Source organism: Chryseobacterium sp. CFS15, from assembly GCF_031118795.1.
In the GTDB taxonomy this organism is placed as follows: Bacteria; Bacteroidota; Bacteroidia; order Flavobacteriales; family Weeksellaceae; genus Chryseobacterium; species Chryseobacterium indoltheticum.
Map to the genome: position 1 here is coordinate 87362 of NZ_JAVHYL010000005.1, position 13295 is coordinate 100656.

15 protein-coding genes are annotated in these 13295 nt (G+C 33.6%); 2 read left to right on the forward strand and 13 right to left on the reverse strand.

The features are described from left to right. Positions 1 to 46: 46 nt before the first annotated feature. Positions 47 to 2737: a carboxypeptidase-like regulatory domain-containing protein gene (locus tag OH814_RS09535; RefSeq protein WP_308827994.1), complete on the reverse strand. Its 2691-nt coding sequence runs from the start codon at positions 2735 to 2737 to the stop codon at positions 47 to 49. 440 nt (positions 2738 to 3177) lie between these two features. Here OH814_RS09535 and OH814_RS09540 point away from each other — a divergent pair, with 440 nt between their 5' ends. Beyond that, positions 3178 to 4062, forward strand: a complete 885-nt coding sequence (locus tag OH814_RS09540) for a cupin-like domain-containing protein (protein ID WP_115620788.1) — start codon at positions 3178 to 3180, stop codon at positions 4060 to 4062. A 121-nt stretch (positions 4063 to 4183) separates the two neighbouring features. Here OH814_RS09540 and OH814_RS09545 read toward each other — a convergent pair whose 3' ends face one another. The 12 genes from OH814_RS09545 to OH814_RS09600 all read right to left on the reverse strand — a co-directional run bounded on the left by OH814_RS09545 (position 4184) and on the right by OH814_RS09600 (position 12462). Continuing rightward, positions 4184 to 4378 (reverse strand): hypothetical protein, encoded by a 195-nt coding sequence (locus OH814_RS09545; RefSeq protein WP_115620784.1) that lies wholly within the window; start codon positions 4376 to 4378, stop codon positions 4184 to 4186. A gap of 120 nt (positions 4379 to 4498) precedes the next feature. Beyond that, on the reverse strand, positions 4499 to 5041 hold the full coding sequence (locus OH814_RS09550) for an RNA 2'-phosphotransferase (RefSeq protein ID WP_308827995.1): 543 nt from the start codon (positions 5039 to 5041) through the stop codon (positions 4499 to 4501). 13 nt (positions 5042 to 5054) lie between these two features. Further along, a complete protein-coding gene (locus tag OH814_RS09555) occupies positions 5055 to 5996 on the reverse strand; it encodes an ADP-ribosylglycohydrolase family protein (RefSeq protein WP_308827996.1) in 942 nt (313 codons plus the stop codon). Further along, positions 5996 to 6682 (reverse strand): NAD-dependent deacylase, encoded by a 687-nt coding sequence (locus OH814_RS09560; protein WP_308827997.1) that lies wholly within the window; start codon positions 6680 to 6682, stop codon positions 5996 to 5998. The genes OH814_RS09555 and OH814_RS09560 overlap by 1 nt, the downstream gene beginning before the upstream one ends. Before the next feature lie 115 nt (positions 6683 to 6797). Then, complete coding sequence (locus tag OH814_RS09565; protein ID WP_308827998.1) at positions 6798 to 7304, reverse strand: O-acetyl-ADP-ribose deacetylase; 507 nt, start codon at positions 7302 to 7304, stop codon at positions 6798 to 6800. After that, positions 7294 to 7941 carry a DUF4291 domain-containing protein gene (locus OH814_RS09570; RefSeq protein WP_308827999.1) on the reverse strand — a complete coding sequence of 216 codons (648 nt, stop codon included), beginning with the start codon at positions 7939 to 7941 and terminating at the stop codon, positions 7294 to 7296. Before OH814_RS09570 ends, OH814_RS09565 begins: the two co-directional genes overlap by 11 nt. Beyond that, positions 7938 to 8351: an ADP-ribosylation/crystallin J1 gene (locus OH814_RS09575; protein ID WP_308828000.1), complete on the reverse strand. Its 414-nt coding sequence runs from the start codon at positions 8349 to 8351 to the stop codon at positions 7938 to 7940. Before OH814_RS09575 ends, OH814_RS09570 begins: the two co-directional genes overlap by 4 nt. A gap of 110 nt (positions 8352 to 8461) precedes the next feature. Beyond that, positions 8462 to 9580: an adenylosuccinate synthetase gene (locus OH814_RS09580; RefSeq protein WP_308828001.1), complete on the reverse strand. Its 1119-nt coding sequence runs from the start codon at positions 9578 to 9580 to the stop codon at positions 8462 to 8464. 3 nt (positions 9581 to 9583) lie between these two features. Next, complete coding sequence (locus tag OH814_RS09585; RefSeq protein ID WP_308828002.1) at positions 9584 to 10438, reverse strand: hypothetical protein; 855 nt, start codon at positions 10436 to 10438, stop codon at positions 9584 to 9586. Between the two features lie 2 nt (positions 10439 to 10440). After that, the gene (locus tag OH814_RS09590; RefSeq protein ID WP_308828003.1) at positions 10441 to 10776 is read right to left on the reverse strand and encodes a hypothetical protein; all 336 of its coding nucleotides are present in this window, start codon (positions 10774 to 10776) and stop codon (positions 10441 to 10443) included. Between the two features lie 78 nt (positions 10777 to 10854). Beyond that, positions 10855 to 11397 (reverse strand): NADAR family protein, encoded by a 543-nt coding sequence (locus OH814_RS09595; protein ID WP_308828004.1) that lies wholly within the window; start codon positions 11395 to 11397, stop codon positions 10855 to 10857. 369 nt (positions 11398 to 11766) lie between these two features. After that, positions 11767 to 12462, reverse strand: coding sequence for an NUDIX domain-containing protein (locus OH814_RS09600; RefSeq protein ID WP_308828005.1), 696 nt, complete (start codon positions 12460 to 12462; stop codon positions 11767 to 11769). 123 nt (positions 12463 to 12585) lie between these two features. On the opposite strand from OH814_RS09600, the gene OH814_RS09605 reads away from it, so the two are divergent. Further along, the gene (locus tag OH814_RS09605) at positions 12586 to 13221 is read left to right on the forward strand and encodes a DUF1579 domain-containing protein (protein ID WP_308828006.1); all 636 of its coding nucleotides are present in this window, start codon (positions 12586 to 12588) and stop codon (positions 13219 to 13221) included. The last annotated feature ends 74 nt before the right edge of the window (positions 13222 to 13295 follow it).

Sequence of the window (13295 nt, forward strand, 5' to 3'; positions counted from 1 at the left end):
ATATTTTAAAACAAAAAACCAATCTCGGTGAGATTGGTTTTTTATATTATTTAAAGTTGAATTTTACTGTTAACATGACCTGGCTTGGGCGAAGTAATATTCTGGTGTAAGAAATATTTGTTGTATTAATATCATACGTTTCAAAGACTTTCTTATTTGCAATATTCATCCATTTTACTTCAAAATCAATTTTCTTTTTAGACCATGAGAATTGATATGACAGATCGTAAAAGCCGTTATTATATTTTTGATTAGCAGAACTTGTGTTTACCTGATCCCAATTAAAACCAATCGTGTGATTTTCGATAGGATACAAGAAAAGACCAAGATTATGAGTGAAACCTGTTCTTGCTGCATCAGAATTTACTCGTCCCGTACTTGTTTGGTCGGTTCTGGAGAAGCTAGCATTATAATCTACACTCATCCAGCTGAAATATGTATTGTTGAATTTTATTCCAAAAGACTGGCTGTTATTTTTGTTGGTAAAAGCCGCATCATTTAAGAAAGCATCAGATGTAGAGGTATTATTACTATAGCTAATTGATGCATTTGTTTTAAACTTAGGGAAATATTTTCCTACTTCTGCATTATAGCCACTACTTACCACATTGTTGTCTTGTTCTATATATTTCATTACCGAATAACCTCCAACAATTGTTGGATTCGAGATCAAGTTTCTCTTCGCATCAGAAAGTCTGTAGCTTACATTGAAAAATAAATTATTCAGAGGATTTCTATATTCCAATCTTGCTCCTGCTGATTTATTGTTATTTTCAGGAATCGGATTATCAGCATCCATTGCATTTAATGAAGTTGGCGAGATCATTAGAAATCCTGAATAGGCTGTATTTACTTCACCAAAATTATTGCTAATATTACCATGTAATGAAGCTTTAAAAAATGAAGCAAAATTATACTGGGCAAATAAATTGGGTTCAAATGTCACTTTATTTACAGATTTTGACACATTTCTTAAAGGATCTTCTGCTTTAATATTATTCGAGTTTACAGGAACATTCGCATAAAGCATCCAAGAGTCGTCTTTATAATTGATTCCCACACTTCCGTACGGTGTAGCAGTTGTGTATTTTAAGTCATTATCAAAAGCAGATCCATAACCAAATACACCACCATTTTGATAATTTGTAAGGGCAGATCTTAAATCTGTTGATTTATAATTCAATCCAATTTCAGGCGTAAAAGTCCAGCCTTTGGCTGAAAAACCAATATTTGCAGAATGATTGGCTTCAAATGTTTTCAACTGTAAATTTTGTCTTACAGATTGTGCTGCACCGCCTGGGTTAAAGCCAGGGATTTTAAGATACGATGCCGGTGTAATATCCAGTTTCTGACTGTCGTTCTGGTAACTGATATATGACTGTACATTCACCATTTTCTCTTTCCAAGGGATGATTGTACTTAAAGAGTTTTGGAAAGAAGAAGTAGGAGATTCTAACGCTTCTCTCCCATTTCTGCCAATTGAATTATCTGTTCTATCTACAACCGCTCTGTCAGCATTCCAAAACTGTGAAAAACTTGTTGTATTCTTAAAAAATCCTTTTTTTGCGTTTTTTGTAAAAATTAATTCTCCTTTCAGTTTATCCGTGAAAAAATTGTTTAATATATTTTGTGTAATGCCGAATGCAGGAGTTTCTTCTGTTGCAAAATAGTCTACCTGACTGTAAGATTCTCTTTCAACAGCATTGTTGGTATAATTGGCATTGGCTTTTAGTTCCCATTCTTTTTTAGCATCAATATTCGTCAAATAATTTGCTGATAAATAATGAACATTGTTAAATAAATATCTTTTCACAGGAAGATTCGGAGTGCTTGCATTTTCTACATTCAGCCAATCGTTCTGAGATGCGTTGATTCTTCTTCCTTCATATCTGTTTCCAAAAGCCAGAATGTTACCTTCATTTTCTACTTGCTCTCCCATATTATTGGTTTTGTAATTAACAACCCATTGTTGCTTTTTACTGAAAAACATAGGCGTTAATTTTACATTCCACAGCCACGGATCACCAAATCCGGAACCTACTTCTCCTCTACCCGTCATCGTTACAGATTTTTTAAGCCTAATATTAATAGCCGCAGCATCTGAAGGTATTTTTCCCTGTAACATTTTTACCGGTTGGTGGTTTTCTAAAACTTCAAGTTTTGAAATCGCATCTTTTGGTAATGAGTTTGTAATCGTTCCGTAACCGCCTTCCATCAAGTCTTTACCTTCAACATAGAATTTATTGATCGCATTACCTTGGTAAAGAATCGTTCCGTCTGCATTTACCTCAATACCCGGAATTTTTTTCATGATATCGGCCAAAGTACGGTCGTTCTTATTGTCGAAAGCTTTCAAATCATAAGAAATAGTATCGCCTCTTGCCGTGATCATTTTGGTTTTCAGCTGTACTTCTTTTATTTCTGTTGCTTCAGATTGTAATTTGAAGGCAAGGGTTTGATCGCTGTTGCTGATTTGTTTTGTGAGTGGTTTTTGATTAAAGGCCTTCACTTTCAGATCTACATTGGGCTCTGATGAAGTAAAAGTAACTTTGTATTCACCTTTAGAATTGGTAATTCCGTATGCTAGAATTGCATCTTTTCCGGGTTCTTCAATCGTTACACTTGCGCTTGGAATCGCCACACCATCTTCATCGGTAATTTTTCCGGAAACTGTTTTTTGGGCAAACGTTATCACAGAGAAAAAAACCATCAGGAAAAGGTAAATTTTTCTTTTCATATGTATTTATTTATTTTTTTAACGGTTATATAGAATCGCAAGGCATAGATTAATGAGTATTTTACCAATCTCTGCGACTTCATAATTTATTATTTGAGTAATTAGTTATGTGTTAAGCTCTTTTGTTACACTTTATAGAGATACAATTTTTTTCGGATAGTTAAATCCAACTTTATATACCTACAAACATAGTGATAAATTACAATACTTTTCTCTCCTTTTCAGCCTTTACCTATTTTTATGAAACTTTTCTATAAGTGATATTTAAACTTAGTTATATACACGCCTGAATTTCAGGTACTTTTACTATAATACTGCTTTACAATAAATGATTTATTCTGTCTAGATAGAAAAATGATTAAGGTCATAGATTAAAAATATCTTAATTCATTTTCCGTAAGTAAATATTTAATAATTTTGTAACATAAAATTTTAAACAAATGGGGGTTATTCTAAAGCCTATTGATATTGTCGACGATATTACTCAGGAAGAGTTTCGCGAGAAATATCTGATACCAAGAAAGCCGGTGGTGATAAAAAATATGGCTAGAAAATGGCCAGCCTATCAAAAATGGACGATGGATTATGTGAAGGAAGTGGTAGGAGATGTTACCGTTCCCCTGTACGACAGTGCAAAAGCAGATCCTGCAGCGCCAATCAATACTCCGACTACGGAGATGAAATTTGCAGATTACATCGATTTAATCCAAAGAGAACCCACAGATTTGAGGATTTTCTTTTTTGATCCTATCAAACGGGCAAATAAATTACTGGAAGATTATATCTCTCCTTCAGATTTGATGGGTGGATTTTTAGATAAATATCCTTCCATGTTTTTTGGAGGAAAAGGCTCGGTAACCTTTTTACATTTTGATATTGATTTAGCTCATATTTTCCATACGCATTTCAACGGGAGAAAGCATGTTTTGCTTTTTGAATACAAATGGAAAGACAGACTGTACAAATTACCTTACGCTACTTATGCTTTGGAGGATTTTGATATTTCGAATCCTGATTTTGAAAAATTCCCTGCACTGGATGGTGTGGAAGGAATCGAATGTTTTCTGGAACATGGCGACACCTTATTTATGCCAACCGGATGGTGGCACTGGATGAAATATCTTGACGGAAGTTTCTCTCTTTCGCTTCGTGCATGGGACAAATCCTGGGCTGTAAAAGCAAATTCTTTATGGAACCTTACTGTACAAAGAAATTTTGACAATATCATGAAAGGTCAATTCAAAAATAAATACATGGACTGGAAAGAAAAAAAGGCTGTGGAAAGAGCCAATTATGCTTTGAAAAAAGGATTGCCTAGAAAATAGAATCACGTTTTTTTCTTAAAAGCAATTTTTTGATTGTCCTAAATTTCAAATTTTATTTCACATAAAAAAACCCCTAAAAGTGTGATACTTTATAGGGGCATTTTTTTACTTTATTACTTACTTAAAAAGCATACCAACGTCCACATTTATTAACGCAAAATGGTTCAAAGTCAGGATCTGCGGTAGAAGCTTGAATGCAAGCTGCTTCGGTAGTGTAATATGGTCTACCTGATCCCCACCAAGATGCACATTCCGGTGTAATTCCTCCTTTAATGGATTTTAAATTTTCTCTTGAGATTTTGTTTAATTTTTTCATAATGATTAGTTTGATTTTCTTACTCTATACGGTTTTCAGATACCCCGATATTAATACACTAATATAAGAATTATATAATAACAAAATCAAAAAAAAATTATTGACCGTTTTTAATATCTCTTATTGCAAAATATATGTAGCATCCACGAAATCTGTCAGCCAAACGTTATTTTCAGAAAGATAAAATTCTATCCCATCATCAAACATTTTTTCTGTATTGATGGTTAGAATAATCGGTTTTCCGTGACGCATTCCGACTTTAGTTGCCGTTTCAATATCCTGACTCAAATGAACGTGTTGTCGGTTTCTTTTTTCAATTCCTTTTTCAAAAATAGAATCGATATTACTTTGAGCCGTTCCATGATATAAAAATTCAGGCGGCTGTTGTGGAATTAAAGCTAAATTAATATCAATCGAATGCCCTTGATTTGCTCTGATTCTGGTTTTATCTTCATTAAAAATAAACCGTTTTTTATCATTAGTTTGTACAATTTCATCCAATTCTTCAAAGGTAAAACCTTGAGAATCGTTTGTAGATTTTGTAATTAACTCATCAACATTTGCCCATCCGTTTTCGTCCAGATTCAAATCGATGAGTTCGGGATGATGCCTGAGAACGTAGCTCAGGAATTTGCTTGTTTTTTTATTTTGTTGTTCGGTCATTGTTTGTGTTTTTTTATTTCATTAATTTATTTTCTAGTTTAATACATAAGTTTTCAATATCTTCTTTTCTCACCAGCTCTGCAATCCATTCTTCAGGAATGTTTTCAAAACCATAATAAATTCCTGCGATTCCACCTGTGATTGCTCCGATTGTGTCGGTGTCTTCTCCTAAATTGACCGCTTTTAAAACCGCTTCAGAATAACTATCTGTGTTTAGGAAACACCATAATGAAGCTTCTAAGCTATGAAGAACGTAGCCACTTCCTCTAATCTCGTCTTCCGAATATCGTGAAATATCATTTCTTAAAACCTTTTCAAAAAGCTGAATCTCATTTGGGTTAAAACCTTGAATTTCTGCATATTCCAAAGCTGTTTTCTGAACGTGATTGTATGCTTCTTTTTTGTCTTTTCCTTTAATTAATTCAATGGCAAAAATAACATAGATAAAGCAAGCAAAAACAGAACGAAAATGTCCGTGTGTAATTGATGAAACTTCTTTTACGGTTTGATATAGCTTTTCAATATTTTCTTCATCTTTAAGATAAAAAGCTAAGGGAAGAATTCTCATCAAAGAACCATTCCCATTATCTTCTTCAAAGATATTTCCTGAAAACCTAGCGCTTTCACCTTTAATTAATCTTGCGATGGAATGCCTTGTTGTTCCGCCAATATCGAAAAGTCTTCCGTGGGCCGTCCAATGTCCATATTTATTCCATTTAACAAAGCTTTGTCCTATTTTTTCGAGATCATAACCTTTTGTCAATTCATCAGCTAAGCAAAGAGTTAATGAACTGTCATCGCTCCATGTTCCTTTGGGTTGATTCCAAGACATATATTCCAAATATCCGGTAACCGGGGATATTTTTAAGTCTTCTCTTTTCTTAAATTCCACAGGAACGCCCAAAGCATCGCCAATACACACTCCGAAAATTCCGGCTTTTACAACATTTTTCACTAGGCAAGATTTACCAATTTATCAAACAATAATTTCATTCCTTTTGTTGCGGTTTCTTTCATTACAACGGCTCTTTGCCCGTATCCGAAGCCTGTTTCGTTAGGATTGATGACAATTAACAAACAATCATCTTTGATATCATGAAGCAATCCTGCAGCCGGATAGACCTGCAAAGAAGTTCCGATTACCAAAAAAATATCGGCTTCTTTTGCTTTTTCTGTCGCTTCTTTCATCAAAGGAACTTCTTCCCCGAACCAAACAATAAAAGGTCGTAATTGTGCTCCGTCTTCTGCTTTGTCTCCAATATTGATATCTTCTTTTTGATCGTAAATCAAATTTTTATTATTGCACGAACAAGATTTAAACAATTCTCCGTGAAGATGAATGATATTTTTTGAACCCGCTCTTTCGTGTAAATCATCGATGTTTTGAGTGATAATTTGAACCTCGAAATATTTTTCTAAATCAGCAATGAGTTTGTGTGCATCATTGGGTTCTACTTCATTAAGCTGGCGGCGTCTCCGGTTATAAAATTCAAGAACCAATTCTCTATCTTTTCTCCAACCTTCCGGACTTGCCACATCCGTTATGCTATGATTTTCCCAAAGACCATCTCCGTCTCTGAATGTTTTTATTCCGCTTTCGGCGCTGACTCCTGCGCCGGTTAATATGGTTAGTTTTTTCATTTGTTTAATTTTTTAATCTCCCGCAGATTTAGCAAATTAGGCGGATTTTTTACTTTAATGTTATCTGCAAAATCAAATTAATTTGCGAGGTAGTTCCAAATCAGAACATTTAATCTCATTCCAATAATTTCTTATAAATCTTTTCATTTTCATCATCAAAACAGACGAAAATAACTTTCTCAATAACATCAGATTCGAAATTTTTCACTTCCTGAATCGCAATTTTTGCAGCCAATTCTTTCGGAAATCTGTAAACTCCTGTGCTGATGTTTGGAAAAGAAATTGTTTTTACATTTAAGCTTTCAGCTAATTTTAATGAGTTTATATAGCAATTCGCCAACTGTTGTGAACATTTTTCTTCATCGTTATTCCAAATAGGTCCGACAGTATGAATGACGTATTTTGCGGGAAGATTTCCAGCTGTTGTTTTTACAGCTTCTCCTGTTTTACATTTTCCATGTCTATTTCTGATCTGTTTACATTCATCTAAAATTTCCGGTCCTCCTGCACGATGAATTGCTCCGTCAACTCCGCCACCGCCAAGTAGTGAAGAATTGGCTGCATTGACAATTGCGTCTGTTTTTATTTTGGTGATGTCACCTTTTATTAATTCAATTTTCATTTTGATCTAATCTTAATTTACTATTTAAATCTTCATCATCAAACAGCAATGGTTTTTCTTCAGGGATCATAAGACTATCTAAATCATCATTCAAAACAAATTGATGTTGTTCTTTTACAAAATCTGAAATATCTTCAATCAGAATAATATCTTCTTTAGCAAATGAACGGGTAAATTCATTTCTTAAACCAATTTGAATTGCTCTTCTTTCCAGCTTACCTCCAAAAGGATCATGATCCGGATCCCATTGCAACCTCACCGAAGATTCTTTTATCTGGTTTTGCCACTCTTCTCGGGAAATTTCCAATCTGTCATTGTACGAGGAATAAACTGCATTTTCTAAATATCTTTTGAAAGCATCCATCTTTAAATGTATTGCCAAAACATATTCCTGACCTTCTTTTGTTCCCCATCCATTTCGATACATCATCCAAAGGAAGTTGGGTTTTATCCAGGTCATTCTTTCTAAACTGAATTCACCACCAAAGTATTGATTTTTAACTGCAAACTCGCCAATTTCTTTTCGATATGATTGATACACAATTATTTTCTCATCATTAAATTGCGCCATGATATGATGTCCTTTTTCAGGCCAATTCTGTAGTTGTTCTTTATATTTTTTTAATTTGAGTTTCATTGTTTTACGTCTAACATTAAGTTTTCAATTTCAGCATTTGCAGAATTCTTGAAACTGTCCCCAATAAATACTTTTATCACTTCAATATTTCCAACGATCGCCTGATTGAATGTTTCTAATTTTTCTGACGGAACCCATAATTCATTATGATTTTTGGCTCCAACATTTTGTGCAGGATATTTATTTACAACCTCTTCCAACACTTCAAATTTTGTTACAAAACCAAGATAATTTCCTGCTTCATCTCTGGTATTCCATTTTTCTGCAATTTCCGATGCATAATCTTCATCTAAAACTGGATAGAAAATCGGCTGCCATTCTAATCTTGGTGGAAACTTTTTGAAATTGCTTTCTAAAATTAAAACCATTTCCTTTTCTCCTACTGGTCTGTAAAGTGTTATTGTTTTCATTTTGTGTTTAATCTTTATTTTTAAGTTTTGGCTAAAGCCATTGAAATTTATTCATTATAAAAATGGACTTCCTTCGGCAAGCTCAGTATGACATGCCCATTCCTATTGATCTAATGCTGATGTAAAATGTTTCTTTTAAAATTAACTAATATTTTTTCATCAATTAATTCTTTAAAATCCTTTGAATACGGAGAATAAGATCCATAAACAATATCAAATTTTACATCAAGATTTTCTATTTTAAACTCCTCATCCAATTGATCCAGACAAGTTACCATCAGGTTTTTTTTGTTGGCAACAACATAAGCTTCATCCAATTTCAGAGCATAATTTAATAAGTCATAATCCAAATTCCCAAAACGTAAATCCTTTTGATATTCATTAAAAATACAGGTTTCCTCTTCATTGTTTTTTAATGTTAACTCCTTTTCATTGCTCATCCACCCGCTTCCGTGACGTGTTGAATAAGATCTTGTGACGTAAAACATTTCTATATTTTCAATCTTTAACAATTTACAAACTTCATATGCATTTTTTGAAGTGGTATTCGCAAAAGTTACGTTCGGGAAAACGCCGTGATCCATATCCAATAAAATCCCCTGACTGCCTTCAAAAATAAGATTGTTAAACGAATTCAGATAATTGTAACCTTCTATTTTCCAATCAATTTTATCAACGGCATTTAAAAAATCCTGTAAAGCATTTTGGATTTCTTCTCCTTCTTCAAAACCGTAATAATTGGCGATTCTTTTTAATTTTTCAATCAACATCGATCTTGGGCCGATCAAATCAACAGCAAATAATTTAACCGGACTTTCATTTCTCTTCATTGTTGCGCCGACTCCTTTTCCGCAGGTTCCGTGTTCTAAATTTTTGATATTTTTTCTATTGCTAAAAACATCAAAAGGGGTGGTCACTTTTGCCAACGGATGAATATGCAACTGAATATTTCCTTTTTTTTCTTTCAATTCTTCGCTTTCGTTGAATAAAAAAGTTGGATGGATCGTACAATGTTCAGTAAAATAAGAAGGCAAACCACGCAGCGCACCACTTGCAAAACTAGAATGAATGTGTTTTTTATCATCAATCATCACGGTATGTGCCGCCTGTTGTCCACCAGAAAACCTAATAACTACTGACTCAGGATTTTGCTGAGCCAGAAAATCTGTAGTGATTCCTTTTCCTTCATCACCAAAACCTAAGCCTATAACTATTTGTGCTGTTTTCATTTCTTAATACATTTGAATATTATTAAAACCACCTAAATCTTTAGTTTTACTAAAGCCTTCTTTAAATTTATCGCATACAATTTCTTTGATCACATTCGGAACATCTCTGTAATCTTTTATGGAAACACAATTTTGTCCCAACAAATCTTTCCAGTCTTTATCCGCTCTCATCGCTCCGTCTGAATGCAAAACACTAATATGAAAAACTTCATATCTTTTTTGAGCTTCCGCTAATAATTCCGTGTGTTTGAAAGTTTGCTGTCCTGTTCCCATCAACTCTCTGATCGCAGAAGCAGGAAGTGTTTTTAAGCAAGGCTCATCACCTACCGTAAATAATAATCCTTTTTGATTTCTCTTTTCAAAAGCATCGGTTCTGGTGTGAAAAGCGGCAAAATACCAAGCCAGTAAATAACTTTCACCTGCGTTTCCTCCACCGCCTGATTCAATATAAGTTCTTGTCAACCACATATCCAATTCTTCATCGCCTGATTCAAACTGACCGACCTGTAAAGGATAACCGTCACATTCATGATCCCCGATTCCTAAAAATAAAAGTGCGGGATCGGGAACTCCGCCCTGGATAATTCCGCCCATTAATTTTGGTAGCCCTTCTTTAATTAATTCATGTGGAATATGTCCCATGCTTCCCGTTACGTCCAATCCTAAAATAATCGGAACAGAATTCGGATGAACCGCAGAATCTCTTGATTCTCTGAAAGAAATATTTTTAGGATTCATTGATTCGTGTGCCATTCTTTTTGCATTCTGAGTGAAAATTTCACTGGCAGATTTTGATGCATAACCTTCTTTTCTTGCTCTGTCATAACGAGCGTCGATGTCGTATCTTGTACTTCCCATAACTAAAATTTTTTACCAAATAAATACTCAAATATTTTTGTGGAAACTTCCAGTTGAATATTTAGATTTCTGATTGTTAATGATAATTCTATATCTCTCTGAACGAATGCTTCCGGCTGAAAATCAACAAATGTCAAACTGTTTTTGTCTAGCGGACTGATGTCGATAAGACCTTCCTGTTCGCGTTCCAGTCTTTTTATTTTCAGTTCAATGTCTTCAACTCGGCGTCTGTATATCAACTCTGAATCTTCTCCGATTGTTCGGGCTCGATCTTCTCTTATCTGATCATTATTTCTTTGTAATGATTCGATAAATCTGGGTTTTAAATCTTCTTCCATGTTTTTATATTTTATTTGTGTTGATATTACACTAATTTGAAACTGTATAGCTTTGCCTTAATTCTTTGCGAAATATTTCTATTCTTTTAATAAATCTCTAACTTCCATTAAAGCAAATCCCAACAAATTTTCTCCATTCCAGAATGAAGGATTTTGTGCTTTTGAATCTGTTTCCAGCATTCCGATTCCCCAGACTGTGTCGTATGGACTTGCTTCTACTAAAATTTTATTATTTGTCGATAATAGAAAATCTTTAAACTTCTGATTTTGCGAAAACTTTAAAAAATTTGCTCTTTTTACGATTTCATATTTTTGCTCGTCCCAAATTTTTGAATCAAAGTTTTTTACTTTTCTACCTACACTTTTAGCTTGATTTGGAGTTTCAGATTTTAAAATCTCTTCTAAAATTTTATCGTCATTAAATAATTTAGCTTTTCCAGCCATCATATAATGTTCTGCAGTTTTATATTCAATTCCTTCTTCTTCAAATTTAAAAGGAAACCATTGACTGAAACAAGCTTTTGTAATTTCCTCTTTTACTGTATGTCCCCAGAAAAATAAGAATTCTATGTTTTCTTTTTTCTGAAATTTTTCTATTGTATTTTGTAATGTGTATTTCATGATTGCGTTATTATTACACAAATATAAAACAATATGATTTTATTAGCCAAATTTATTTGTGTTTATTTTACGCTAAATAATTTAATTATCTGATTTTCAGTGTTTTTAAAAACTTATTTCATTTAAATATTAACTGCATCAATATTTTTCACAAATGGTTCAGATTTGAATATTGATTGATGATTTTCGATTGGAAAAAGAATTAAAGAAGTAGTTTATTTGCTCATTTTGTCATTCTGACGCAGGAAGAATCTCAACACTAATTTATAGATTCTTCATTCCGCTTCGCTTCATTCTGAATGACATTGGAGAAGTAATATATTGTTAGAAATTCATGCAAAAAGATTAGTGAAATTTGTATTAATAAAACTATTTAATTTCAAAATAAAAACCCTGTTCTTCAAGCTCTTTATACTTTTCCTGATTGAAAGTGAATAATTTCCCGGGTCTGCCGCTGCCTTCTTTTTTAAATTGGGAGGTTTCATTGAGAAGTCCGTAGCTCATGATTTTTTTTCTGAAATTTCGACGGTCAATTTCTTGTCCTATAATGGTTTTGTAAAGATTTTCGAGTTCAGAAAATACAAATTCATCATTTAAAAGATTAAAACCAATCGGCTGATATTGAATTTTCGTACGAAGTCTTTTTAACGCAATATCAATAATAGTATGATGATCAAAAGCCAATTTAGGAAGTTGATTCACACTGAACCATTGCGCGTCTTCCGCATCAGAATCTGCAAACAATTCGTGATAAGAAGGATTGACCAAACCCAAATAAGCTACCGAAACTACTCTGTTTCTAGGATCACGACCTACGTGCCCAAATGTATAGAGTTGTTCCAAAAAATCGGGTTTTATGCCCGCTTCTTCCTGTAATTCTCTTTTTACAGCATCATCCAGATTCTCATCATCTAAAACTAAACCTCCAGGTAGAGCCCAACCGCCTTTAAACGGTTCAATATTTCTTTTAATTAAAAGAATCTGAAGATCTTTTTTATCAAAATATCCGAAAATAACGGCATCGACAGCAACTTTGATATCCTGTAACTTTTTTGGAGAATCCATAATTTAATTTGCGTTATGAGTACACAAAAGTAGCAATTAGAAATCTGAATGTCAAGATTAAAATAATTTATTTTTGAATTCTATTTTTCATTAAATTTATAAACAACTTAAAACTAAACAATTATGAAAAATTTATTCTTCGTAACCTGCGCTGCGCTTCTGTTTATCGCTTGTGATAAAGCAAAAATTGATGTAAAAACCTCTGACGGAAAAGATTCTATCGCCAATGAAGAATGGAAACCGGTAGATTCTGCAACCGCAAACAAAGCATGGATGGAATTTGCCACACCCGGAGATATGCAGAAAATGTTGGCAAAATCTGACGGAGTCTGGCTTGGAGAAAATACAATGTGGATGGAAGACGGCGGAAAACCTATGACAAGCACCTCGACAACGACCAATAAAATGATTTTTGACGGGCGCTATCAAAGCAGTGAACACAAAGGAAACTTTATGGGAATGCCTTTTGAAGGAATGAGCATTACGGGGTATGACAATGCTAAAAAGAAATTTGTAAGCACTTGGATTGACAATATGGGAACCGGATTGATGAATATGGAAGGCGATTGGGATGCATCCAAAAAATCTATTGAATTTAAAGGAAAAATGACAGATCCTACCAGACCCGGAAAAGACTGCAATATGAGAGAAGTCTATACTTTTGTAGACGATACCCATCAAACATTAGAAATGTATGGTCCTGATTCTAAAACAGGCAAAGAGTACAAAACAATGGAAATAAAATATACGAAAAAATAAAATTTAACCCGTTTTTGATTAACCATCATGAATAAAAAAATCCGCAGAAAATTTCTGCGGATTTCACTTTTATC